A 25,559-nucleotide genomic window follows, 5' to 3' on the forward strand; every position below is an offset into this window, starting at 1 on the left:
ATTGCCCGATCCAGGGAGAACTGTGATGCTGCAGCGCCCGAAACTCGTCCTCGTGGGTTTGTTGTCCGTGTTCCCGTGGGTGTTCGAGGCCGCCGAGCGGGCCGGCGTCGATCTGATCCTGGTTCCCCGGGGAGACGACAAACGAGAGCGCGCCGAGCAGGCGAAGGCAGTGGTCGAGCTGCTGCCGCTGGACATCGAGGGGGACCCGGACGGCGCGTTGGCCGCGCTGATCGAGCGCTATCGGCGGGAACCCTTCGACGGCATCATGGCGGGCAACGAGAAGGTCATCCCGTTCGTGGCGCGCGCCGCCCGGGAGTTCGGCCTCGCCGGGTTGACCGAACCGACGGCGGAGGTGGTGCGCGACAAGCGCGTCATGCGCCAACGGCTGCTGGAGGCCGGTCTGGGCGTGCCCGGCTTCGTGGTCATCAAGGATCCCGCCAACTGGGCCGACGCGCTGACCCTGCGGTTCCCGGTGGTGGTCAAACCGGCGGACGGCCACTCCAGCTTCGGGGTGATCCGCGCGGATGACCGGGACAGCCTCGAAGAGGTCGTGGCCCGCACCTGGAAGCTCGTCGAAGCCCACCTCGGCGCCCCGGACGGGACGGCCTCGGACGCCGCCGTGCTGGTCGAGGAGTACCTGGACGGGCCGGAGATCTCCGCCGAATCCCTGGTGCACCAGGGGCAGGTGCGGGTCTGCGCCGTCAGCTGGAAGGGCGAGCTGACGGGGCCCTACTTCGAGGAGAGCACACTGCGGGCCCCGGCCCAGCTGCCGGCCGAGATCCTCGCCGCGATCGAGGCGGAGGTGATCGGCGCGCACCGCGCCTTCGGTGTCACGCAAGGCTCGATGCACACCGAGCTCCGACTGGTCGGCGGGGTGCGGCCGGTGCTGCTGGAGATGGCCGCGCGCCTGGGCGGCGGGGGCAACATGCACCATCTCGTCCACGTCGGCAGCGGCATCGACCTGGCCGCCGAGGCGTTGCGCGTCCACCTCGGCCAGGAGCCGGTCTGCTGGCGGGAGGAGCCGGTTCCGACCGGCCATGCGGCGGTCTATCTGGTGCCGATCGGCGGCGGCGGGCGGGTCAAGCGGATCCACGGCCTGGACGAGGTGCGTGCCGACCCGAGGGTGGACTACGTGGTGCAGACCGCGGGCCCCGGCTCGGTGCTGCGGGCCTATCCGGACTGGTCCGGAAATCCGGCCGTCGTGCTGTCCCATCACGACTCGGACGCGGAAGCGGCGGCCTACCTCGACCACCTCGCCCGGACCCTGCGCGTCGAGTACGAGGCCCAGGACTGAGCACACACGAACCGGGGACACCCGTGCAAAGGGGAAACACCATGACCGACAGCACCATCACCACGCCGACCACCAGCCGGCGTGACGGCGTGCCCACCTTCTCCGGCCAGGTACGCCGCGACGGCTTCGTCATCATGCGCCGGCACGAGCTGGCCGGGCTGGTCGGGAGCGCCGACCTGGAGGAACTCCGCGGCGCGTTCGAGAACCTGCCGGTCGATACCCAGGTCGACGGCGTCGACGTCTACCGCGAGCGCCGCTACGGCCGGCTGCGGGTCGACGTCGACGGCGAGGCCGTCGGCTTCGAGGTCCTGCCCAACGCCGTCTTCCGTCAGGACTCCATCCCGCTGTGGAAGGGCAAGGACCGGGTCTTCGAGCCGGTCGCCGAGGAGGTCCTGCTCAGCCCCGGCCTGCGCGCCCTGGTCAGCTTCGACGCCCGGATGGCCACCGCGATCAACGGCAACACCTCGTGGCGGGTCGGGATTCACCTGGTCCGGGTCGTCGCGCGCGCCGGCAGCGACGGCCTGCCCACCCCCGAGGGCCGCCACCGCGACGGCCACACCTGTGTGGGCCTGCACCTGATGCGCCGCGAAGGCGTCACCGGAGGCGTGTCCACCGTGCACCCCAACGACGGCAGCCCCGCGGTGCGGACCACTCTGCTGGAGCCGCTCGACTCGATGTTCTTCGACGACAACATGATCACCCACGAGGTCTCGCCGGCGGTTGCCGAGGGATCATCGGGTGTGCGGGACATGCTCCAGGTCGACTTCAACCCGATGGCCTGAGCACTCGGCGTGGTGGCAGCCACGAACCCGGGCCGGCTCCCGTGGAATTTCACGGGAGCCGGCCCGGTCGGCGTCAGCAGTGTGGCGACCAGAGCTCGTGGTCCAGGGCCTCTGCGACGGCAGGGGAGGAGTCGCGGAGGCTGGTGAGCAAGGCGCGGTTGTGCTCGCGGATCTCCTGGTCGTACCCGGTCAGTGGGCTGTCCTCGGACAGGTCCAGCAGCCACAGCGGCCTGAGTTTCGCGCCGCGCAGTGCCTTTGCGTCCGCGGTGTCGATGCCCCCGTGGATCCAGCGCACTCCCGGGAGCCGCGCCGCCATGTAGTAGGTGATGTTGAAGTACTCGGCGGCCGAGATGAGCCGCTCGTAGTCGAGGCCCAGCCCCCGCAGGTACACGGTGTCGCCGCAGCGGTAGTACAGGCAGAAGCCGACGGGCGGCTCGCCGTGGCGGGAGCACAGCACGACCTCGGCGTTCGGACCGGCGATCTCGCCCTGCTGGCGGAAGGACTCGGCCATCGGGGCCTCGTCGACGACCCGGCCGAAGCGCTGCAGCGTGCGGGCCAGCAGCCGGGCGACCTCGGCCCAGCATTCGGTGAGCGTCCGGTGCTCCAGCTCGTAACCGGCGTTCTCGAACTTCCTCATCTCGCTGCGGATCCGGCGGACCCGATGGCCCGACAGCGATTCCAGCCAGGCGGGGAAGCCGCCGGGCGGGATCTCGATCCAGGCGTCGGTGTTCAGCGCGACCGGGGTGGTCCGCACGCCCGCCGCGCGCAGCGTCCCCACGTCCTCGGTGGTCAGGTACATCGCCACGCGGGCGATCTTCGATTCCTCGTGCAGGGGGGAGCGCAGCGCGCGGACCGCGTCGAGCACGGCGGCGGCGGCCTCGGTCCGGTCGGTTCCCTTGGCGGTCAACAGGTGCGCCAGGTAGCCGCGGCGCTGGCCGATGAGCAGGCCGCCCGGTTCAGGCGCCGGCAGGCCGCGCGCGGCGAGCAGGTCGTGCCACCGCAGGCCGGGTGTGGGCTCGTCGGTCACCGCCGCCACCGGGACGGCGGCCCGGCCGCCGGCCGCGGTCTTCACGTGCAGTCCGCCGGAGACCGACCCGGGGTCGACTGCGCACACCCGCAGCCACAGCGCCGACGAGTAGAACCGGCCGTCGGCGAGACTGTCCCACTCGGTGTCCTCGAGACCGCCGATGGCGTCAGCGAAAGTGTCTGTCGTGGCGATCATCGCGCCTCCCATGGTGAAAGCATTCCAGTCGTAACACAGATTTCCGGTGCACGGCGGACCGTCGGACGGGAATTGAGTCGCGGTTGAGTCGTGCCGGGGACCGGGGTGGAACAGTGGCCTCGCGGGCCGACGGCCGGCCATCATCGAGCAGGAGCGGAGACCGCATGTCGGCGGATCGGGTAGCGGCTCAGTACAACGAGGAGTTCCGCACGCCGGGCAGCGACCTGCCCACGGTCGCCCGGCACGTCAAGGACTTCCCGACGCTCACGCCGTGGCGCGGCGGTTATCTGGAACGGCCGCTCTTCGTCGCCGAGCGCGAGATCCGCGAGTTCGCCGACGACCTGCGGCGCCTCGTGGACATCCTCTGTTCGTTGCCGGACCGGATGTTCGGCGGCGATCTGGAGGCATTCCGGTCGCAGCTCGGCATCAACGACAGCCACTGGGCGGTGATGCGGCAGTTCGGCGTCGACGTGGCGCCGCCCCCGTTCGGCCGGGCCGACCTGTACCACGACGGCACCTCCTTCAAGCTCCTGGAGACCAATCTGGGGAGCGAGGCCGGCGGCTGGGCGCTGGCGAGCGAGATCTCCCGGGCGACGATGGAGGTCGCCGGCTTCGCCGACTTCGCGCGCCGCAACCGGCTCGGCTATGTGCATCCCATTCGCGCCGTGGCCGAAGCGCTGCGCCGCTTCGGCGCCCCGGTGGCGTCCGGGCGCGACCCGGTCGTGGCCATGCTGGAATGGCGCGGCGGTCTGAAGGACTACGGGGAGCTCGCACTCAACTTCCAGTCCGCTCTGCGCTCGGCGGGCCTGGACATCCTGGTGGCCGAGATCGGCGACGTGCACGAACGCGGCGGCGCGCTCCACCTCGGGGACACGAAGATCGACGTGGTCTTTCGCACCTTCGTGCCCGACCAGATCGCCGAGGAACCCGACGGCTGGGACCTGGCCGCGCCACTGCTGCGCGCGTACCGGGCGGGTGGCACGCTGCTGTGGACCCCGTTCTCCAGCAACATGTTCGCCAACAAGGCCGGCATGGCGCTGCTGTCGGACCCGGCGCGGCGGCGTGGCTTCGACGAGGACGAGTGCCGGCTTATCGACCGGATCCTGCCGTGGACCCGGCTGCTCGACGCCGATGTGCTGGCGACCGACACCGATCTCGTCGACGAATGCCTTGCGCGGCGCGAGGAGTTGGTCCTCAAGGTCAATGCGCGCGGCGGCGGAGTCGGCGTCGTGGTGGGCTGGGAGACGGACGACGCCACCTGGCGGCGGGCCCTGGAGAACACCGCCGCTGAGGGATGTGTCGTGCAGCAGCGAGTGAAGCCCAGGCCTGAGCTCGTGATAGACCCGGTGACCGGGAAAACCGAGGAATGGCATGCGGCGTACGGCTTGTTCTACACCCCGGAGGGGTGGGCGGGAGGCTACGCCAAGGTGGTGCCGGCCGACACGGGCGGCGTCATCTCCGTCGCCGCGCACGCCAAAGCCTGCAGTGCGGCCGTCTTCCACCAGAGCGACCTGCCGGTGTGGGGCGAAGTGCCGGCCGTCCGTACGAACTGACGAGAAGTCGTGATGCCGCAGCATGCCCCCGCGCCGTCCGCGTGGCGGCGGATCCAGACGGCGTGGGGCCTGCCGGGCCTCGCGGGCAAGGGCCGGTTCGTCGCGGCCAATCTGATCGACAGCCTGGGCAACGGGCTGGTGATGGCGGTGACCGTCGTCTTCTTCGTGCGGACGACGTCGCTGCCGCTGGTCGCCGTAGGCGCCGCGCTGACCGTCGGCCAGCTGCTCGCCCTGCCCGTGCCGCCGTTCATCGGACCGCTGCTGGACAGGTACGGTCCGCGCGTCGTGGTGGCGGTGGGCAACTGGATCTCGGTGGTCGGATTCCTCGGTTTCCTGTTCTCGCAAGCGGTCTGGCAGATCGTGCTGTGGCAGTCCGTGGTGCAGCTGGGGTCCACCGCCTTCTGGATGGGCAGCAGTCCGCTCACCATGCTGGTCGCCCGGGGCGCCGAGCGCGCCCGCTGGTTCGGCTTCGTCCGGGCCCTGCGCAATGTCGGCGTCGGTTTCGGCGGCGCCGCGTCGGCGGTGGCCCTGAGCATCGGAACCGTCGCGGGGTTGCAGGCGGTCATGGTGGTCAACGTGGTCACCTTCGCCGTCGCCGGCTGGCTCGTGATGACGTTCCGGGGCGCCGACGCCGGCGAGGCGGCCGCAACCACCCGACCGGCCTCGGGCGGTTATCGCACCGTGCTGACGGACACCCGGTATCTGCGGCTGGTCGCGACGAGTGTCTGCTTTGCCTTCGCCCCAACGGTGATCAGGGTGCTGCTCGCCGTCTACGCCGCGGACGACCTCGGTGTCGGCTCGTGGATCGTCGGCGTGCTCGTCGTGCTGAACACGGGCATGGTCGTGGTGTTCCAGACACTCGCCAGCCGGTGGATCGAGGCCCATCGGCCGGCCACCGTGCTGGTGCTGGCCCTGCTGGTCAACGCGGCGGCGTTTGCCGTCCTCGGTGCACTGCTCGTGCTGCCCGGCTGGGGGGCGATCGCCGGGCTGCTGACCGCGATGGTGCTCTACACCGTGGCCGAGATCCTCAGCTCGCCGCCGACCAGCGAACTCAGCGTGGTACTGGCGCCCGAGCACCTGCGGGGCCGCTACCTCGGCGTCTACCAGATGTCCTGGTCGGTGGGCAGTGCCGTGTCACCGGCGCTGCTCACGGCGCTGTTGGCGGCCGGCCCGGCGCTGCCCTGGGTGTTCCTCGCCGCGATCAACGTGTTGTCCGTGCCGCTGGTGCTCGGGCTCGACCGTCCTGCCGCGTCCACGAGCGAGAGCGTCGGCTGAGCCGGTCAGTCCACCAACGCCTGGTGGACGAGTTGGCGGAACTGCGTACGGATCGGATACGCGCTGGAGGGCACCAGCTGGGTGAAGAACAACGCCGTCACCTGCTCGACGGGGTCGACCCAGAACACGGTGCTGGCCACCCCGCCCCACGCGTATGCGCCGACGCTGGCGGCGGTGCGAAACGCCACCGGGTCGAGCACCACCGAGAGCCCCAGGCCGAAGCCGATGCCGCGGTAGGGCATCTCGCCGAATGCGGGGCGTCCGAACTCCGTCAGGTCGACGCCGCCCGGCAGGTGGTTGCGCACCATGTAGGACACAGTGCGGGGACCGAGGATTCGCGCGCCGTCGAGCTCACCGCCGCGGGCAAGCATCTGCACGAAGCGGTGATAGTCGCCGGCGGTGCCGACCAGGCCGCCACCACCCGAGAGCGCGGTGGGCGGCGTGAGCCCCGCGCGCCCCATCGCGTCGTGCTGCACCCGGCGTCCCGACATCGGGTCGATGGCGTAGACGCGGGCCAGCAGCTCGGGATCGTCGGCGACAAAACCGGTGGCGCGCATGCCCAGCGGCCCGAAGACCTCCTCGTCGAAGAACCGGTCGAGCGGACGGCCCGACACGATCTCCACGATCCGGCCGAGCACGTCGGTGGCGTGCCCGTAGTTCCATTCCGCGCCGGGCTGGTGCATCAGCGGCAAGGACGCCCACACGTCGACGCAGCCGGCGAGGTCGAGGCCCGGCGGCCCGGTGTACTCGAAACCGGCGCGGCGGTAGAGCTCGTCGACCGGGTGCGCGTGGTGGAAACCGTAGGTCAGCCCGGCGGTGTGGGTGAGCAGGTGCCAGACCCGGATCGGCTCGGCCTGGGGGACCACTACCGGGTCGGTGGCCGATCCCTCGGCGAACACCCTGGTGTCGGCAAACGCCGGGATCCACCGGCTGATCGGATCGGTGAGCTCCAGCTCGCCGCGCTCCCACAGGATCATCGCCGCGACCGAGGTGACCGGCTTGGTCATGGACATCAGCCGCCACCGGGTGTCGGACGTGACCGGAAGCCCCGCGGCCTCGTCGCGCTGCCCGTACGTCGTCGAGTGCACGACGCGCCCGCGTCGGGCCACGACGGCGTGCCAGCCGGCCAGCCGCCCGTCGTCGACGTAGCGGGCGAAGTGGCGGTCGATCCGGGCCAGCCGGTCGGCGTCCATGCCAACCTCGGCGGGATCGACCTCGACGGTGGCCATCGGCCCGGCCTGGGTGGTGGTCATCGCTGTGCCTCCAGGGCCTCGGCGAGGCCCGCGACGGTGGGGTTCCGGAACAGCAGGACCGGCGGGACCCGCCGCCCCAGCCGCTCGCCGAGCCGGCCCGCGACCGTGGTGATGGTCAGCGACGTGCCGCCGACGGCGAAGAAGTCGTCCTCCGGTGCGAAGTCGTCCTCGACGCCCAGGCACTCCCGCCACACCTCGGCGACGAGGAGCTCGTGCTTGGTGACGGCCGGGCGGGTGGCGGGGGCCGGGGTGGCCGCCGGGCGGGGATCGGGCAGGGCGTCCCGGTCGACCTTGCCGTTCGGGGTGAGGGGGATTTCGTCGATGACGGTGTAGCTCTGCGGCAGCATGTACGGCGGCAGCTGTTCCGCCAGGTGGGCGCGCAGCGCCACCGGATCCGGGTCGGGGCGCTCGGGGATCAGGTACGCCGCCAGCTGGTCCACCCCGGTGCGGGTGCGGCGCACGGCCACCACGCAGTCGACGACGTCGGGGTGGCGCTGCAGCGCGGACTCGATCTCGCCGAGCTCGATGCGGAAGCCGCGCACCTTGACCTGGTGGTCGTTGCGGCCGAGGAAAACCAGGTTTCCGTCGGGCAGTAGCCGGACCACGTCGCCCGTGGCGTACATCCGGGCGCCGGGCTCGGCGGCGTACGGGTCGGGCAGGTACGCCGCGGCCGTGCGGGCCGGCTTGCCGAGATAGCCGCGGCCGACCGCGTCGCCGCCGACATACAGCTCGCCGCGACAGCCCGGGGGGACCGGCCGCAGCCGCGGGTCCAGCACGTAGAGGCGCGCGTTGTCGGTCGACTGGCCGAACGGAACGCTCGGGAGGTGGCCGTGCCGGTCGAGCAGCTCCTCGGTGATCGGGCAGAACGCCGAGGTGACGGTCGCCTCGGTCGGCCCGTACTCGTTGAAGACCTGGCATCCCGGTGCGGTGGCGGACAGGATGCGGCGGGCCACCTCGTGCGGCACGGCCTCGGCGCCGGTGAACACCAGTCGCACGGAGGCGAGTCGCGCGGCGGGATCCGTGTCGGACTCCAGCAGGATCCGCATCTGCGAGGGCGTCGCGTTGAGCGTGGTGATGCCGCGCTCGGCGACCTCGCGCAGGAACTCCTCGGGGTCGTAGGCGGCGGTGGGGCCGGCCAGGTGCAGCTCGGCGCCGGACGTCAGGCACTGGAAGATCTCCCAGACCGAGTTGTCGAACGCCACCGAGTGGTTGAGCAGGGCCCGGTCCTGCCCGGCGAGCCGGCACAGCCGCTGGTTCCACGCCAGGAACCCGGTGATGTTGGCGTGGGTGATCGCGACGCCCTTGGGGTTGCCGGTCGAGCCGGACGTGTAGATCACGTAGGCGAGGTGGTGCGGCTGGGCCTGCTCGGCCGGTCCGGGCTCAGTCCCGGGTTCCTGGTCCACCGCCACGACCCGAACACCGTCGCCGAACAGGGCCGAGACGGGGTGCGCCGGGTCCGCGACGACCAGCCGCACGCCGGAGTCGGCCAGCAGGTAGCGCAGCCGGTCCGCCGGATAGCCGGGGTCGAGCGGGACGTAGGCGCCGCCCGCCTTCAGCACGCCCAACAGGGCGATCACGAGCTCCACCGAGCGTTCCAGGCAGACACCGACCAGGCTTTCCGGGCGCACGCCGCCGGCCCGCAGCACCTGGGCCAGGGCCGAGGCCCGTGCGTCGGTCTCGGCGAACGTCAGCGACCGGCCGTCACCCACCACACAGATCGCGTCCGGGGTGGTCCGCACCTGGTGATCCCACAGCCGAACCAGCGTCGTCGGCTCCGCCCGGTCTCCGCCGGACAGCGCGCGCAGTTCATCGGCCGAGACGATCTCAAGCTCGGACAGTCGGGCGGTGACGTCGGAGACCATCTGGTCGATCACCCGGACGAAGTGCTGGCCGAGGCCTCGGACGAAGTCCGCGTCGAAAAGATCGGTGGCGTACTCGACGGAGACACTGAGGTCACCGGCGGCGTGGTCCGTCACGTCGACGGCGAGGTCGAAGCGTGCGGTGCCGAGCCGTCCCTCCAGCTCCTTGCGGTCGTACAGCTCGGTGACGCGACCGGCGCTCGGCTCCTCGTGCAGGGCCAACAGCACCTGGAAGAGCGGGTTGCGGCTCAGGTCGCGCTCCAGGCTCAGCTCCGCCACCAGCCGCTCGAAGGGCAGGTCCTGGTGTGCGTAGGCCTGCCGCGCGACGTCGTGCACCCGCCCCAGCAGTTCGCGCCAGGTCGGGTCGCCGGACAGGTCCGTTCGCAGGACGACGGTGTTCACGAAGTAGCCGACGACGTCGTCCAGCTCGGGGCGCGGCCGGCCGCCGGTCAGGGTGCCGACGGCGACGTCGCTCTCGTCGGCGTATCGGCCCAGCAGCACCTGCAACGGGGCCAGCAGCCCCATGAACAGGGTGATCCCCTCGTTCCGGCACATCGCGCGCAGCCGCTGCGCCAGGTCGGCGGGGATGCGCAGCAGCTCGCGACGGCCGCGGTGGCTCGCGACGGCCGGCCGGGGCCGGCTGGTCGGCAGCTCCAGGGTGGGCACGCCGGACAGGCGGTAACACCAGTGGTCGAGCAGCCGCTCCAGCTCGGCGCCGGTGAGCCGCTCGCGCTGCCAGGCCGCGTAGTCGGCGTACGTCACGGACAGCGCGGCTAGGCGGGGGCGGCGGCCGGCGGCGAGCGCCGTGTAAAGCTCACCCAGTTCCCGCACCATGATGTCCACCGACGCGCCATCGCAGGCGATGTGATGAATCGTCAGCACCGTGATGTCACGGCTCGGGGTGGACAGCACGTCCGCGCGTAGCAACGGTGTCTGGTCGAGGGCGAAAGGGGCGCGGACCCGTTCGGTGAGTAGCGCGTCCAGGTCCTCCTCGGCGACCTCGATGCGGCGCAGCGGCACCGGTCCCGGCTCGCGCAGTTCGGGACGGCCCCGGCCACCGACGAGGGCCGTGCGCAGCGCCGGATGCCGCCGCACCAGCGCGGACAGGCAGTCCTGCAGCAGCGCCAGATCGACGCGGCCGCCGGGAAAGCCCAGGGCGACCGGCAGGTGGTAGGCGGGCACCGAGTCGTTCAGCTGCTCGAAGAACCAGATTCGCTCCTGGCCGAAGGAGAGTTCGGCGGTCGCGGCTGCGGGGATCGGCTCGTCGTCCGCGGGCGCAACGCCGTCCAGGGCGGCGGCGAGCGTCGCGGGTGTCGGATGGGCGAAGACAGACTGGGCGTCGACCGGCAGGCCCAGCTCCGCCCGCAGCCGGGCGACGGCCCGTACGGCGGTGAGGGACTGGCCGCCCAGACCGAAGAAATCGTCGTACGGGGACACGTCGTCGAGCCCGAGCACCTCGGCCCACACCCGGCGCACCGCCGTGGTGTGTGGCGGCAGGGAGGCGTCGTCCGCCGCCGGTCCGGTCGCGCGGACCGGACCGTACGGGATCCGTTGCACGGCAACGCGATCGGCCTTGCCGGCGGGAGTGCGGGGCAGGGCGTCGAGCACCGCGTAACCCTGGGCCACCATGTGGGCGGGCAGCCGCTGCGCCAGGTGGTCGCGAACCTGGCGCGGCAGATCCTCGGCCGCGTTCTGCGCCACGAGGTACGCCACCAACTGGTCGCCGCCGGCCGCCTCGCGGTCGACGACCACCACCGCGTCCGTGACGAGGGGGTGGCTGCGCAGACAGGCCTCGATCTCGCCGAGCTCGATGCGGAAGCCACGCACCTTGACCTGGAGGTCGTTGCGCCCCAACACCTCCAGGCTGCCGTCGGCGGACCACCGGGCGAGATCACCGGTCCGGTACAGACGCCCCGAGCCGTCGCCGAACGGGTCGGGCACGAACCGGTCGGCGGTCAGCGCGGGGCGGTTGAGGTAGCCGCGCGCCAGGCCCGCGCCGCCGATCCACAGCTCGCCGGTGACTCCTGGGCTGGCTTCCCGGCCGTCCTCGTCGACAACGTGCAGCCGGGTGTTGGACAGGGCCGTGCCCACCGTGACCCGGTCGGACACGGTGTCGACACGGGCGGCGGTGGCCCACACCGTCGCCTCCGTCGGCCCGTACAGGTTCCACAGGGTGCCGCCAGTGGCGAGCAGGTCGCGGGCCAGCCGCGGATCGAGCGGCTCGCCACCCGACAGCAGCGTCCGTCCCTGCCCGTCCGTCCACCCGGACGCCAGCAGCATCCGCCACGTGGTCGGGGTCGCCTGGACGACGCTGACGTCCGCCTCGGCGATGGTGGCGGCCAGCAACTCGGGGTCGGTGTTGGCGGCGCGCGGGGCCATCACCACCGTCGCTCCCCGGATCAACGGCAGGAACAGCTCCAGGATCGAGATGTCGAACGACAGTGGGGTCAGCGCCAGCACCCGGTCGCCAGCCGTCAAGCCCGGGCGCTCGGCAACGCTGCGCAGAAACGACGCCAGCGCCGCATGGTCGACGGCCACCCCCTTGGGCAGGCCGGTCGAACCGGACGTGTAGATGACGTACGCCAGGTGGTGTGGATGAACCACCGGGGTCACCGGCGCGGCCGGTTCCACCGGGAGGTCCTCGACCAGCAGCACGTCCGCTACGACGGCCTGCGCGCGGTGCTCCGCGTCGCACAGCCACAGCCCGGCCGCCGAGTCGGTGGTCATGTGCCGCAGCCGGTCGGCCGGGTAGCTCGGGTCGAGGGGCAGGTAGGCGGCGCCGGACTTCAGGATGCCGAGCAGTGCCACGACCATCTCGACGGAGCGGCCGAGGCAGACGCCGACCAGGTCCTCCGGCCCGACGCCGCGAGCCTGGAGCTCGGCGGCGAGCGCCATGGCCCGGCGGTCCACGTCGGCGTAGGTGGCACGGCGTTCACCCGCGACGACGGCGATCGCGTCGGGTGTCGCGGCTGCCTGCTGTTCCCACAGTGCGACGAGGGTGGTCGGCGTCATGACGATCCTTTCTCAGCCCCGGGCGGGGAAAGCGCGTGTGATCATCTCCGCCAGGTGTCGTTCCGCGCCGCGCACGTACAGATGGGGGGCGTCTGGAACCAGGTGCAGTTCGAAGGCGGCCGAGGTGTGCCCGCGCCAGTCGGCGAGTTCCGTGCTGTCGACGGTGTGATCGTCCGAGCCGGCCAGCACGGTCAGGGGACAGGGCAGGGGCGGCTCGGGCCGATACGTGTACGTCTCGCACAGGGTCAGGTCCGCCCGCAGCAGCGGCAGCAGCAGCTCCTGCAGCTCCTCGTCCACGCCGGCGAATTCGGCCGTGGCCAGCAGCTTGTCGTCTGGAAGTGTGTGCCGGGGGTCTCGGTCCGGCAGGTGCGGTGCGCGCATGCCCGACAGGAACAGGCGGTCGGGCAGTCGGGTGCCGAGCGCCCGTAGCCACCGGGTCGTTTCGAAGGCGATCAGGGAACCCATGCTGTGCCCGAAGAAGGCGTACGGCAGGTCCGTGTGCTCCGCGATGAGCGGCGCGAGCGCGGCCACCGCCTCGCTCATCGACGTCAGCGCCGGTTCGGCGAACCTGTTCTCCCGGCCGGGCAACTGGACCGCACAGACCTCGACGGTGTCCGGCAGACACGTCGCCAGCTGGTAGGCGGAGGCGCCGGCTCCGGCGTGCGGGAAGACGAACAGGCGTCGCTGCGCGGTGCGTTCACGGCTGCCGAGTCCGCGCAGCCAAGCCGCCGCGACGTCAGCGGCCGTCATCGTGACGCTCGTACGGAACGCGGGGTCATGTCGGTCCACACCTGCTCGATGTGGTCCAGGCACTCCTGCCGGCTGCCGTGGGCGGCGGTGGCGGTCCACCCGGCAGGCAGGGCACGGTCGGCGAACCAGATCGAGTACTGCTCCTCGTGGTTCACCACGACCACGTACCGGTCCTCGGCGTGCGCGGTGCTCACGCGTCGATCCCGGTGAAGAAGTCGTTCTCGCGGCGGCCCCGGCCCGCGGCGACGACGCGGTCGTGCACCCACTTGCCGACGGCGAGGTCGAGCACGCCGAGTCCGAACGGCGAGAAGACCGCCGGGCGTCCGGGGTCCCGGGCCAACCGTCCGCGTAGCAGGTCGCCGAGGGTGCCGTCGATGAAGTCGCGGTTGCCGGTGCGCTGTTCGGTCAGGTGCAACGAGGTCTGCTCGCGTACGGCGTGGTCCACGTCGTCGGTGACGTTCTGGGCGGCGAGGATCAGCTCGGGGGCGAGGTCGCGCAGGGACAGGTGCAGGACGACCGGGTTGTGCGCCAGTAGCGACGGGTCGTGCAGATGCGGTTCGCCGGCCACCGTGGTCAGCACCACGAGGTCGCAGTCGGTGAACGCCTTGTCCACCGTGTCGGCGATGACGATCTCGGCCTCGGTGTGCTCGGCCATGACGGCGCCGAAGCGGCGTGCCGCCGCCGGGTCGAGGTCGAAGAGCCGGAAGCCGTCGATCTCCCAGCCGAGATCACGCAGGAACCGCCACACGTGCTGGGCGATCAGACCCGTGCCCACGATGCCGACTCGGCGGGCACGGCGCGCGCCGACCAACGTCTGCGCGCCGAGCACCGCCGAGGCGGCGGTCCGCGTCGCCGAGATGATGGAGGATTCCATGCAGGCGAACGGGTAGCCGGTCGCGCAGTCGTTGAGGATCAGCGTGGCCGAGGCGCGGGGGAGCCCGTGCCCGGTGTTCTCCGGAAAGCTGGCGATCCACTTGTTGCCGGCGACCTCGAACTCGCCGCCCAGATAGGCGGGCAGCGAGATGATGCGCGACCGGCTCCGGTGCGGGAAGCGCAGGAACGAGCTGTGCGGGTTCGAGCTCTGCCCGGCGTCGTGCACGAGGTAGGCGGCGCGGACCACCTCCACGAGCTCGGGACGGTGACGGTCCGTCTCGGCGGCGATGTCGCCCGCGCCGATCACGGTCATGGGCGGTGGGGCCAGCGTGGACACGGCTGAGTCTCCTTCAGTTGACGGCCAGGGCTTCGACGTCGGCGGGCTGTGCCGCTTCCGCGCGCAGCCGCTGGACCCACGCGGGGTCGTAGACGGTCTGGGCGTAGGCATGGCCGCGGTCGGCCGCGATGAAGGCGACCCGGGGGCGGTGCGCGCCGGGACGGTGGCGGGCGAAGTAGTCCTGGACGGCGGCGTAGGTGCTGCCGGTCGAACCGCCCGCGTACAGGCCGAACCTGGCGGCCAGGTCGGCGCAGGCCTCGACGGCTCGCGTCTCGGAGACGATCTCGACGTGGTCGATCAGCGCCTGGTCGCACAGCGGCGGCACGATGCTGGAGCCGATGCCGGGGATCCGCCGCTTCTTCGGCGGGCCGCCGAAGATCACCGATCCTTCGGTGTCCACCGCGACGACCACGCAGCGCGGGTACGTCTCCTTGATCCGGTGGGAGAGCCCGGCGATCGTGCCACCCGTGCCCACGCCGACGAACAGGTAGTCGATCGGCCCGGCCTGCGCGATCAACTCACCACCGGTGAAGCGGTAGTGCGCGTCGCGGGCATCCGGATTGGCGTACTGGTTGGGCCAGTACGCCGAGTCGAGTTCGACCAGCAGTTCCCGCACCCGGGCCAGACGTGTCTTGAGATAGCCGCCCGTCGAGTCGCGGATGGACACCTTCTCCACCCGGTCGCACAGCAGCCGGAGCTGCGTCTCGGTGGCCTCGTTGCAGTTCGGGTCTATGACCGGCACGAACGAGATGCCGAGCAGCCGGCAGTAGAAGGCCAGGGCCAGCGCGAAATTGCCGGACGACGACTCGACCACCGTCGTGTCGCGCGCTATCTCGCCGCGCCCGATCGCCTGCTCCAGGATCCACAGCGCCGAGCGGTCCTTGCTGCTTCCGGCGGGATTGCAGAACTCCAGCTTGGCGACGAGGTCGCACTGCTCGTCCGCCAGCGGAATCAGGGGGGTTCCCATGAGGCCCCTGCGGATCTGCTTCGTCCGTTCGATCAGGAATTGATCAGCGGGCCTGGGCACCATGATCCGAGTCTGGCACGGGGCCGGTCGAGGCGGCTCAACCGCGACTCAAGCGCGCCGGCTCTGCCGCCAACTCGTTGAGGGCGCGGACATAGCCGGCGAGCACCGCGTCCGCGGACGCCGGATCCCACCGGTCCGCGGAGTACTCCAGCCACGCCTGGTAGCCCTCCGCCGGGTCGGCGCACGGCACGATGCCGAAGACCAGTTCCACCCGGGCCGCGGCGGCGGCCACGTCGCGCACCGTGCTGACCAGATCCGGGAAGTCGAGCGCGGCCGGCTGGAAGTTCTGGAACGCGATCCCGTAGGAAAGACCAGCGGGCACGTCGGTCCGACCGGACTCGCGCAGCGCCCGCAGCACCTCGGTCATCGGCACCGGATTGTCCAGCACGGTCCGGATCTCGACGGTGGTGCGGTCCACCAACTCGCCGAAGCTCTCCCGTCCGTCCACAGTCACCGCCAGGCCGACGCCCAGACGCGTGCAGCTGACCAGGCTTTCGAACTCGGCGCGTTCCCGGTTGGCGTAGGACACGCTGAGGACGACGGTGCCACCGGCTGTGCCGGTCAAGTAGGCGCCCAGCGTGGCGGCGGCCACCGCGAACGGCGTGGTGTCACGCCGGCGGGCGAAGGCTTCCACTGCGGCGCGAGTCGTTGCCGGCACAGTCAATCGTGCGGTGCCGCCGTCGCCGCTCGGCCGTTCCGGTCGCGGCCGGTCGGCCCGCACCACCAACCCGAACGGCACCTGCGCGAACCGGGCGCGCCAGAACTCGATCGCGCGGGCCTCACGGACCGGGTCCCGATGTTGCTCCAGCCACCGGGCGTAGCCGGTGGCCTGCGCGCCCGGCGGCTTCAGCCTGGACGGACCGCCGGTGGCTGCGGCGCGGTACAACTCGGCCAGCTCGGTGAGCACCACGTTCAAGGCCCAGCCGTCGACGCTGATGTGGTGCAACACCAGCATCAGTGCCCACTCCTGGTCGGCCAGCCGCAGCAACCGGCACACCGGCTCGGTGCTGACCGCCAGGTCGAACGGGGTGTCCGCGAGGCTCCGGCAGATCTGCTCGTCTCGGTCGGAGGGCTCCGGGAGGTCACGCAGGTCGTCGACGGAGAGCGGGCATGGCTTGGGCGGCAACACTTGTTGCCGGTATCGACCGTCCGAATCGGACACGAACCGGCAGCGCAGGCTCTCGTGCCGCGCGGTCAGCTCGGCGAGCGCGGTGCCGAGTGCGGTGACGTCCAGCTTGCCGCGCAGCCCGATCCGGGTCGGCACGTTCCACACCTGCGGCCGGCCGGCCTGTGCGACCGCCGCCAACATGGCTTCCTGCTGCGCCGAGGCCGGCGCCTCGTCGACCACGCCGCTCAGCCGGGCCAGCAGCGCGGGCTTGTGCGCGCGCAGTTCGTCGAGCAGGCGTGGAGTGAGGACCCCGGCCGGCGCGTCGTAGCGCAGCACATCGCCGGCGGCGGTGAGCCGGACGTCGTCCTCCGCCAGCCGCGCCAGCAGCAGGTCCAGCCCGGTCACAGCTCGCCCCGGACCCGGCCCGACAGCCGCGCCACCATGCCGGCGACCGTGGGGGCGTCGAAGAACTCGCCGAGCGGGTAGTCGGTGTCGAACCGGGTGCGGATCCGGTTGAGGAGCGTGATGGCGTTGACCGAGTGACCACCCAGGTCGAAGAACCGGGTGTCGTCGGCGAACTCCCGGTTGCCCAGCACGGCGGCCCACTCCGCCCGCACCGCGCTCCTGGTGTCGAGGTCGGCGGGCGCGTGGTGGTCCCATTTTCCGTTGCCGTTCAACGGGAATTCCCGCACCACCCGCCAGTGCAGCGGCACCATCGGGCGGGGCAGCACCTCGGCGAGCTGCGCCCGCCAGCGTGCGGACTGCTCGGCCAGCGGCTCGTCGCTGCGGATGTAGCAGATCAGCTCGCCGTCGGCGGCGACCACCCGAGCGTCCGGGATGCCGGGCAGCTTGCGGACCGCCGCCGTCACCTCGGCCGGTTCCACCCGGAAGCCCCGGATCTTCACCTGGTCGTCCACGCGGCCGGCGAAGTCCAGCTCCCCGTCCGGACGCAACCGGGCCAGGTCGCCGGTTCGATACCAGCGGCGGTCCTCCGCGTCCGTGCTGAACCGGGCCGCCGTCAGCACCGGGTCGGCGTGATACCCGCGCGCCACCTGGGGACCGCTGACGTGCAGTTCCCCAACCGCTCCCGGCGGCAGCACCCGGCCCGACGCGTCCCGGATCTCCAGGCGCATGCCGGGATTGGCCGTGCCGATGGAAGGCATGCCCGACCCGTCCGGCGTCACCGGCCCCCAGGAGCAGAACACGCAGCACTCGGTGGGGCCGTAGATGTTGTACACGGTGAACGGGACGTCCGGGCGCGGGCGCGTGGTGAGGCGCTCCCCGCCGGTGCACAGCACCCGGAGCGCCGCGTCGGCCGGCCACGGCTCGCGCAGCACGGCTTCGGCGATCACGGTGGGCAGGAACGCGACCGTGATGCGAGTCCGGACGAACCAGGCGACCAGTTCGGCGGGATCGAGCCGCGTGTCCTCCGGCACCACGTGCAGTTCCGCGCCGGTCTGCAGCGCCGGCCACACCTCGACCAGGCTGGCGTCGAAACCGGTGCTGCTGTACCAGGACAGCCGGTCCTGTGCGGTGATTCCCAGCCGGTCCCGGTACACCTTCAGCACAGCCGCGACGTTGCCGTGTTCGACGGCCACGCCCTTGGGTCGCCCGGTCGACCCTGAGGTGTAGAGCAGGCACAGCAGGTCCACCGGCTTTGCGTTGATCGCCAGGCGGGTGTCGGCTCGGCCGCCGGGGTGAACGCGGGGCAGGCCGAGATCGGGCTGGAAGTCCGGCGCACACACGATGGCGGCTGGGGCGGCGTCGGCGAGCATCGCCGCGCATCGGGGCCACGGCTGTCCGATGTCCAGCGGCAGATAGGCGGCGCCGGTGGCCAGCGTGCCGAGCATCGCGGCGAGAAAGTCCGCGCCTCGGGGCAGCGCCAGCGCCACCACGTCGCCCGGGCCGACCCGCAGTGCGGCCAGCCGGTCGGCGATCGCCGCGGCGGCGGAGGAAAGCTGCGCGCCCGGAACGCGGGCGTCCGCCGCGACCACAGTGGTGCGCAATACTTCCGGCAGGGCCAGGTCGAGAACGGCGTCGTCCGAGGCCGGATCCTCGTCGACGACACCGGTGCGCAGCTCGCCGATCCGGGTGGTGGAGGTCGCGTCGGCCATACCCGCCAACACCAGTTCCAGCTGGGCCAGATAGCCGCGTGCGGTGGACTCGGCGTACAGGTCGCTGTCGTAACGCAGCCGCAGCCGCAGCCCGGAATCGGTGCGAACGGCCATCAGGGACAGTTCCAGCGGCGCGGACTCGGTGCCAGCGGTCACCGGTTCCGCCCGCAGGCCGGGCAGGTCGATGCCGGCCAGCGGCTCGTCGTCCAGGTCGACCGACACCGGGATGAGCGGCCGGGCAGCGCCGGGATCGGGGTTGACCGAGGACAGCAGCGTGTCCAGGTCGACGTGACTGCGCCGACTGGCCTGGAGGACCAGGTCGCGGGTGGCGCGCACGGCCGACCGTAGCGACAGGTCGTCGGTCAGCCGTGCGCGCAGCGGCAACAATGCGGCGAAGAAGCCGATGGTGTTCCTTGCCGCCGTGGGCCGGGCGTTGAAGGTGGCGCCGAGCAGGAACTCGTCCTGGCCGCTGAACCGGCGCAGCACGATCCGCCAGGCGGTGTGCAAGGTCGCCAGCAAGGTGACGCCCTGCTCGCCGCTCCACCGTCGCAGCGTCTCGGTGCGCTCGGCGCTGAGCACCGTGCCGACCGAGCCGCCCCGGCCGGCGACGGTGCGGGTGCGTGGCCGGTCGGTCGGCAGGTCGAGCACCGGCGGCTCGGCGCCGAGGTGCGCGCGCCACCAGTCCAGGTCGGCCGGTTCCGGCATGGCGGCGGGCAGGTCGAGGGTAGATCCTGGCGGGCCGGCCCAGCGCGGCGGCCGTGCCTCGGCGGCGGCGCGGTAGTGCTCGGTGAGGTCGGCGGCCAGCACACCGGCGGAGTGGCCGTCGGTGATGATGTGGTGGCTGTTCAGGATCAACACGTGGTCGTCGGCCGCCAGACGCAGCAGGCGCGGGGTGAACAACGGCCCCTCGGCCAGGTCGCGGTGGCGGTGGCTCTCCGCCCGGATCGCCGCGGCGATGTCAGCGTCCGGATCACCGGTGCCGAGCTCGACGGTGAGCGGTACCTCGAGTTGGTCGAGCACGACCTGGTGGAGGGTGTCGTCCGCGGGCCGGAAGACCGTACGCAAACCCGGATGCCGCTCGACCAGTCCGCGCAGGGCGGTGCGCAGCACGGACTCGTCAAGTCGACCGTGCAGCCGGACGGCCTGGATCTCGTTGTAGGCGTTGGGCCGGATCAATTGGCAGGCCAACCAGATCCGGCGTTGCGCCGGTGTCGCCGGCGCTTCCGTCCTGGCGGGCGCGGCGTCGTGGAAGCGGCGGCGCAGGCGATCGAGAGCGATCAGGCCGGTCGACACCTTCTCGGCGGGCAGGCCGAAGTCGACCAGCGCGGCGATCTCGGTGACGCCGGCGTCCCGCAGCGCGTCGACCGTGGCCGCGCAGCTTTCCGGCGTGCCGATCAGCGCCCGCCGGTCGCAGTACCGGTCGTAGGCGCGGCGGAACAGCCGTTCCAGGTCCTCCTCGCTCGCCGCCGCCAACTCTGCGGGACCGGGGCCGGCCGCGCTGGCCGCCGAGCGCATCAGCAGGGATGACCGCAGGTAGCGGATCATCGGTTCGGCGGCGTCCGCCCGGGCCGTCGCGTGGTCGTCGGTGACGTAGGTGTGCAACAGCACGGTGACCCGGCCGGCGTCCGGGTCGAGGCCCGCGTCCGCCCTGGCCCGCCGGTACACCCCGATGTTCTCGGCGAGCTGCTCGACGGTCTGGCTCATCAGGTTGGTCACGACGCCGAGGTCGAGCCGGCCGGCCTGCGCGTAGGACTCCGGACGTCCCGATGTGGCCAGGAACATCGGGGGCTGGTCCTGGACCGGCCGCGGGTACACCCGGACGTCGACCGGCTGCCCGTCGCCGGACCGGCGGGACACCGCCTCGCCCCGCCAGAGCCGCCGTACCTCGTCGAGGCCGTCGAAGGCGATGTCCCGGCGCCGGTCGAACCGCTCCGGGTGCAGCGCGAAGTCCTCGGCGTGCCAGCCGGTGCCGAAACCGAGACCGACGCGGCCGGCGGAGAGGTTGTCCACCACGGACCACTCCTCGGCGACCCGGATCGGGTCGTGCAGCGGCAGCACCACGGACCCGGCGTTGAGCCGGACCCGGCTGGTGTGCCGGGCCAGCGCGGCGGCCAGCACCGAGGGGTTCGGGAACAGGCCGCCGAAGGAGTGGAAGTGCCGCTCCGGCAGCCACACCGCGTGGAAGTCGTGCTCGTCGGCGAACCGGGCGGTGTCGAAGATCAGGTCGTAGTGGCGTTGCTGGTCGCCTTCGGCCGAGTCGCCGAAGAAGTAGACGCTGAAATCCGGCGCCGGTCGCGGCCTCACGACCGGCGCCGGCCGTGAGGCCGGGCGCGGGTCCGGGAAGTAGCCGGCGCGGCGCAACTCGCCCAGCGAGTCCTGCACGGCGTCCACGATGTGGTCGATGTCGGCGTCGGTGTGCGCGGTGGACAGGTAGCAGCTGCGCCATTCCCAGACGTAGACGCCACGCAGCAGCAGGTGGTGGTAGAGCAGCTCCAGGTCGGCGCGGTGGGTGAACCGGAACATCGAGCCGAACCAGTCCATCCGCAGCGGGAACGCCTCGTCGGCGAAGAACGTGTTCAGGCGCTCGCCCAGCCGCGCGGTGCGGGCGTTCACCGACTCCTGCACTTCCGGCCCCTGGTCGCGCAGGTGGGTCAGCACGGCGCGAGCCGCGGCCATCGACACCGGGTGCTGGATGTAGGTGCCGCCGTAGAACACGGTGTCCCGGGTGGGACGGGAATCGTCGCCGTAACGCCAGAATCCGCCGTCCACACCGTCCAGGATGTCGGCCCGGCCGGCAATCGCGCCGATCGGGAAGCCGCTGCCCAGCGCCTTGCCGTAGGTGGCGAGGTCGGCGGTCACGCCGTAGTGGTGCTGGGCGCCGCGCTGGTGCGGGCGCAGGCCGGTCAGCATCTCGTCGAAGATCAACACGATGCCGTGGCGCCGGGTCAGCTCACGCAGCGCGCGGACGAACTCGACCGGACGCAGCGCGGGATTGCGGCACTGCACGGGTTCCACCAGCACGGCGGCGATCTGCCCGGCCTGGGCCGCGATGACGTCGAGGCTTTCCGCGCTGCCGTACTCCAGCACGATCACCTCGGCGACCGCGCTGTCCGGGATGCCGGCCGAGGCCGGCACGGTGCGCAGCTGGCCGCCGGGGCGGCCGAGCAGCGAGTCGATGTGGCCGTGGTAGGCGCCGCGGAAGGTGACGATCCTGGTGCGGCCGGTCGCGGCTCGGGCCAGCCGGATCGCGGCCGAGTTGGCCTCGGTGCCGGAGTTGGCGAAGGCGACCCGCTCGGCGCCGGTCAGTTCGGCCAGCAGCTGCGCGGCCTCGCCGGTGTCGGCACTGCGCGGCCCGAGGCGCAGCCCGTGCGCCAGGTGCTCGCGCACCGCCTCGGTGACGAACTCGGGCTCGTGGCCGAACAGCAGCGCGCCGAACCCCATCGTGATGTCGACATAGCTGTTGCCGTCGACGTCCTCCAGCCGGGAGCCCCGCGCCGCGCGGCTGACGATCGGGTAGAGCATTTCCTTGGTGGCGCTGCGGAATCCGACCACGGCGCGACTGTCTGCGAGCACGCCGCGATACCGCGCTGCCTGCTCCTTGGAGCCCTTCGTGCGTTCGGTCAGCCGCCGGACCAGTTCGTCGGCATGCGCCCGCTGCCGGTCGCCGGCCGCCGCGACCATTCCCGAGTCGACGGGGACGCTGACCCTCGGGCCGTCCACCAGCGGCGCGGGCGGTTCCACCGGTTCCATCGGCTCGACCGGCACCGGCTCATCGTGCCGGGCCTGGATCGGCTCGGGTTCGACCGGTTCGGGTCGGGGTGGTTCGGTTGCGGTGCGGCGGGTGCCGATGAGCTCGGCGACCATGTTCGGGTTGGGGGCGGCATCGAGCAGCTCCGCCATGTCGATCTCGACGCCGTACTCGCCCTCCAGCGCGACCATGATGCCGACCAGCTGCAGCGAGTCGGCGCCGAGGTCCACAAAGGATCGATCCGGGTCGATCTCGCCGGGCTCGTAGCCGAGATGACGCGCCGTCAGCTCGATCACCCGGGTCACCGTTTCCGCCGCCACGCTTCCTCCCTTGTGCTGCTGATCGGGCCGCTCGCCGCCCAGCGGCGGTCCCACCCAGTGCCTGGTGGGCCGGAACGGGTAGTGCGGCAACGAGATCCGGCCGCCGCCGCTACCGGCCAGCTCGGCCGCCCAGTCGATGTCCGCGCCCAGGCAGTAGGACCGGGCCAGTTCGCCGTCCGGCCCCGAACCGATGCCCCGGTCGGGCGAGGCCGAGTCCGGGCCGGCGTTCGGGCGGTCCAGGGCGTCGGCGAGTTCGGCCGGTGTGCGGCCCAGCGCGACCAGGCGGTGGGTGAAGTGCCGTCGGCCCAGCGCCGCGGTGGTGAGCAGGTCCGTCGGGCTGGTGTCGGGATGGCGGCGCAGGTGATCGCGGTAGGCGGCGGCCAGGTCGGCCAGGGCCTGCGGATCGCGTGCCGACAAAGGCAACACGCCCGGCACCGGCCGGCGATGCCGGGCCGGGGCGGCCGGTGGCGCCTCCAGGATCACGTGTGCGTTGGTGCCGCCCATGCCGACCGAGTGCACGCCGGCCCGGCGCGGATGGTCGCCGTCGGGCCAGGCGCGGGCGTCGGTGTCGATGGTGAACGGGCTGGCGGCCAGGTCTATCGCCGGATTCGGCTCGCGGAAGTTCACCAGCGGCGGCAGCACGCCATGACGCAGCACCAGCACGGCCTTGATCAGTCCGGCCAGCCCGGCGCAGCTGTCCAGGTGGCCGATCGCGGGCTTGACGGTGCCCAGCGAGCAGAAGCCGGTCCGGTCGGTGTGCCGCGCGAACGCCGAACGCAGCGCCTCGAACTCGATCGGGTCGCCCTTGCGGGTGCCCGTGCCGTGCGCCTCCAGGTAGCCGATGGAGGTGGCCGGCACGGCGGCGGTCTCCAGCGCACGCAGCACGGCGTCGCGTTGGCCGGAGACGCTGGGCGCGGGGAACCCGGCCTTGTCGGCGCCGTCGTTGGTGACCCCCGAGCCGAGGATGACCGCGTGCACGGTGTCGCCGTCGGCCAGCGCTCGGTCGAGCCGTTTGAGCAGCACCGCTGCCACCCCGTTGCCGCCGACGGTGCCGTCGGCGGCCGCGTCGAACGGGCGGATGACACCGGTGCGGGAGATGGTGGAGCCCTTGACGTGCCGGTGGCCGGTGACCTGCGGCAGGTGCAGCGCGGAACCGCCGGCGATGGCCAGGTCGGCGTCGCCGAGGCGGACCGCCTGCGCGGCCAGGTGCACGGCCACCAGCGCGCCGGAGCAGGCCGTCGCCACGTTGATCGCGGGCCCGGTGAGGCCGAGCCGGAACGCGGCACGGGTCGCGGTGAAGTCCGCGTAGTTGCCCACCTGCACCTGCTTGACCGACATCCAGTCCGGTTCCCAGCCGGCCGCGGCCAGGTTGTGGTCGAGGTAGCTGTGCAGCGAGTAGAGCCGGTAGCCGGTGCTCGCGTAGACGCCGACCCGGGCGTCGGCGCCCGCGTAGCCGCCGTCCTCGAGCGCGTGGTGGCAGCACTCCAGGAACAGTCGCTGCTGCGGGTCGGTGATCGCGGCCTCGCGCGCCGTCATGCCGAAGAACTCGGCGTCGAACCGGTCGATCCCGGTGATCAGGCCGCTCGCGCCGGTGAAGTCCGGCGACCGGTAGTCGCGTTCCGGGACTCCGGCGGCGGCCAGTTCGGCCCGGGTGAAGCGATGGACGCGGCTGACGCCCGCGCTGATGTCGCGCCAGAACGCCGCCGGTGAATCAGCCCCGGGGAACCGGAACGCCATCCCGATGATCGCGACCCGTTCCGACGGTGGTGCTGGCATCTCGTCCCCTGTGCCATCCGAGGTAGGTGAGCAAGGACAGTCCGACGGCGATCGCGATCCCGTGCGACCCGGCCACCACGGACAGCGGCGAGAGCCGGTCCAGCAGGCCCGCGTTGACGATCATGCCGACGCCGAAACCGGTGTTCTCCACCGTCGCGGACAACGCGAAGGCGTGATCGCGCCGCGCGCTCGGCAGCCGCTGCAGAAAGGTGGTGTAGGAGACCTCGGTGAACCCGTCGGCCTGTCCCGCCAGGAACGCGAACACGAGCGTCGGCGCCAGCGGCAGGCCGGCGAAGCCGAGCACGAACGCGGCCGACATCAGCACGGTGCCGATCGCGAAGCCGCGCATTCCCGCGCTGCGACCGTAGCGCCGTACGACCTGTTGCACCACGACGTTGCCGATCGCCCAGCAGCACCAGAATTCGCTGACGAAGGTCGCCGGCTCGTGCGGGTCGAGCAGTGTGGAGTACACCGGCAGGGCCACGTTGTGCGAGGAGGAGCCGAACGCGTCCACCGCGCGCAACGCGATCATGGCCAGCACGGCGCCACCCAGCGCGGCCCACGCCCGGCGCGCCGGCGCCGCGGTCGGTTCCGGTGCCGGCTCGGTGTGGGTGTCGACGCCCGCGATCCGCACGCAGGCGACGATGACGCCGCAGCTGACGAAGGTCGCGGCATCGACCAGCATCGCGGCCGAATACCCCCACCAGGAGACGACCAGCCCCGCCGACGCGAAGCCGGCGACCATGGCCAGCGAGCGGCCGGTGATGACCAGCGAGTTCGCCCAGGTCAACCGGTCCGCGGGGACCATCTCCGGCACCGAGCTGCGTTGCGCCACCAGGAACAGCGTCGCCCCCACGCCGCTGATCAGCGCGGTCGTGAACAACATGGCCAGCCGCAGCGCGACCGGGCAGCCCACCAACGCCACCAGCGCGGCGGCCGGGGCCGCGTTGGCCCAGACCATGATCCGCCGGCGGCCGAGCCGCGCGATCAGCCGGCGCGCGACGGCGCCGGCCACCACGCCGGAGGTCAGTCGGACCGCCATGAACGCGCCCATACCGAGGACGCTTCCGGTGACCTGGTAGACGAACAGATTGAGCGCGACCATGTTGAGGTAGCTGCCGTACGCGCTGAACGAGTACGCACCCGCCAGCACCCGGAATCTCGCGCGCCAGGACACGGTGGTCACCCTCGTCCGGGCTTTTGCCGCATTGTCGCCACGAGCCCCGGGCAACAACCGCCCAAACGGCGGAGGATGC

14 protein-coding genes are annotated in these 25,559 nt (G+C 72.0%); 4 read left to right on the top strand and 10 right to left on the bottom strand.

The window, feature by feature from the left end; translation table 11 throughout:
- Positions 1-25 precede the first annotated feature (25 nt).
- On the top strand, positions 26-1,294 hold the full coding sequence (locus BCF44_RS18335; protein WP_116175564.1) for an ATP-grasp domain-containing protein: 1,269 nt from the start codon (positions 26-28) through the stop codon (positions 1,292-1,294).
- A gap of 41 nt (positions 1,295-1,335) precedes the next feature.
- A complete protein-coding gene (locus BCF44_RS18340; protein ID WP_116175565.1) occupies positions 1,336-2,076 on the top strand; it encodes a 2OG-Fe dioxygenase family protein in 741 nt (246 codons plus the stop codon).
- Positions 2,077-2,149: 73 nt separating this feature from the next.
- Here BCF44_RS18340 and BCF44_RS18345 read toward each other — a convergent pair whose 3' ends face one another.
- A complete protein-coding gene (locus BCF44_RS18345) occupies positions 2,150-3,298 on the bottom strand; it encodes a GNAT family N-acetyltransferase (protein ID WP_116175983.1) in 1,149 nt (382 codons plus the stop codon).
- A 164-nt stretch (positions 3,299-3,462) separates the two neighbouring features.
- Here BCF44_RS18345 and BCF44_RS18350 point away from each other — a divergent pair, with 164 nt between their 5' ends.
- A complete protein-coding gene (locus BCF44_RS18350; protein ID WP_116175566.1) occupies positions 3,463-4,851 on the top strand; it encodes a hypothetical protein in 1,389 nt (462 codons plus the stop codon).
- A 12-nt stretch (positions 4,852-4,863) separates the two neighbouring features.
- Positions 4,864-6,126, top strand: a complete 1,263-nt coding sequence (locus BCF44_RS18355) for an MFS transporter (RefSeq protein WP_170217598.1) — start codon at positions 4,864-4,866, stop codon at positions 6,124-6,126.
- 5 nt (positions 6,127-6,131) lie between these two features.
- On the opposite strand, the gene BCF44_RS18360 is transcribed toward BCF44_RS18355, so the two are convergent.
- From BCF44_RS18360 to BCF44_RS18400, 9 genes are all read right to left on the bottom strand, one after another.
- Positions 6,132-7,379, bottom strand: a complete 1,248-nt coding sequence (locus BCF44_RS18360; protein ID WP_379800763.1) for a serine hydrolase domain-containing protein — start codon at positions 7,377-7,379, stop codon at positions 6,132-6,134.
- Entirely contained in the window at positions 7,376-12,250 is a 4,875-nt protein-coding gene (locus BCF44_RS18365; RefSeq protein ID WP_116175567.1) for a non-ribosomal peptide synthetase, read from the bottom strand. The genes BCF44_RS18360 and BCF44_RS18365 overlap by 4 nt, the downstream gene beginning before the upstream one ends.
- Positions 12,251-12,262: 12 nt before the next feature.
- Entirely contained in the window at positions 12,263-13,000 is a 738-nt protein-coding gene (locus BCF44_RS18370; RefSeq protein WP_116175568.1) for a thioesterase II family protein, read from the bottom strand.
- Entirely contained in the window at positions 12,997-13,194 is a 198-nt protein-coding gene (locus tag BCF44_RS18375) for an MbtH family protein (RefSeq protein ID WP_116175569.1), read from the bottom strand. Before BCF44_RS18375 ends, BCF44_RS18370 begins: the two co-directional genes overlap by 4 nt.
- A complete protein-coding gene (gene sbnB / locus BCF44_RS18380; protein ID WP_116175570.1) occupies positions 13,191-14,210 on the bottom strand; it encodes a 2,3-diaminopropionate biosynthesis protein SbnB in 1,020 nt (339 codons plus the stop codon). Before sbnB ends, BCF44_RS18375 begins: the two co-directional genes overlap by 4 nt.
- A gap of 13 nt (positions 14,211-14,223) precedes the next feature.
- Positions 14,224-15,177, bottom strand: coding sequence for a 2,3-diaminopropionate biosynthesis protein SbnA (gene sbnA, locus BCF44_RS18385; RefSeq protein ID WP_116175571.1), 954 nt, complete (start codon positions 15,175-15,177; stop codon positions 14,224-14,226).
- A 97-nt stretch (positions 15,178-15,274) separates the two neighbouring features.
- Entirely contained in the window at positions 15,275-16,750 is a 1,476-nt protein-coding gene (locus BCF44_RS18390) for a condensation domain-containing protein (protein ID WP_116175572.1), read from the bottom strand.
- Entirely contained in the window at positions 16,747-24,303 is a 7,557-nt protein-coding gene (locus BCF44_RS18395; RefSeq protein WP_116175573.1) for a non-ribosomal peptide synthetase, read from the bottom strand. Before BCF44_RS18395 ends, BCF44_RS18390 begins: the two co-directional genes overlap by 4 nt.
- Positions 24,239-25,480 carry an MFS transporter gene (locus tag BCF44_RS18400; protein WP_211353084.1) on the bottom strand — a complete coding sequence of 414 codons (1,242 nt, stop codon included), beginning with the start codon at positions 25,478-25,480 and terminating at the stop codon, positions 24,239-24,241. Before BCF44_RS18400 ends, BCF44_RS18395 begins: the two co-directional genes overlap by 65 nt.
- Between the last annotated feature and the right edge of the window lie 79 nt (positions 25,481-25,559).

This window comes from Kutzneria buriramensis (assembly GCF_003387475.1).
GTDB classification, from domain to species: domain Bacteria; phylum Actinomycetota; class Actinomycetes; order Mycobacteriales; family Pseudonocardiaceae; genus Kutzneria; species Kutzneria buriramensis.

Bases quoted from the DNA above. Each gene is read 5' to 3' on its own strand.
- BCF44_RS18355 (WP_170217598.1), top strand. From the start codon at position 4,864: ATGCCGCAGCATGCCCCCGCGCCGTCCGCGTGGCGGCGGATCCAGACG.
- BCF44_RS18350 (WP_116175566.1), top strand. From the start codon at position 3,463: ATGTCGGCGGATCGGGTAGCGGCTCAGTACAACGAGGAGTTCCGCACG.
- BCF44_RS18370 (WP_116175568.1), bottom strand. From the start codon at position 13,000: ATGACGGCCGCTGACGTCGCGGCGGCTTGGCTGCGCGGACTCGGCAGC.
- BCF44_RS18345 (WP_116175983.1), bottom strand. From the start codon at position 3,298: ATGATCGCCACGACAGACACTTTCGCTGACGCCATCGGCGGTCTCGAG.
- BCF44_RS18360 (WP_379800763.1), bottom strand. From the start codon at position 7,379: ATGACCACCACCCAGGCCGGGCCGATGGCCACCGTCGAGGTCGATCCC.
- BCF44_RS18335 (WP_116175564.1), top strand. From the start codon at position 26: ATGCTGCAGCGCCCGAAACTCGTCCTCGTGGGTTTGTTGTCCGTGTTC.
- BCF44_RS18365 (WP_116175567.1), bottom strand. From the start codon at position 12,250: ATGACGCCGACCACCCTCGTCGCACTGTGGGAACAGCAGGCAGCCGCG.
- sbnA (WP_116175571.1), bottom strand. From the start codon at position 15,177: ATGGGAACCCCCCTGATTCCGCTGGCGGACGAGCAGTGCGACCTCGTC.
- BCF44_RS18395 (WP_116175573.1), bottom strand. From the start codon at position 24,303: ATGCCAGCACCACCGTCGGAACGGGTCGCGATCATCGGGATGGCGTTC.
- BCF44_RS18340 (WP_116175565.1), top strand. From the start codon at position 1,336: ATGACCGACAGCACCATCACCACGCCGACCACCAGCCGGCGTGACGGC.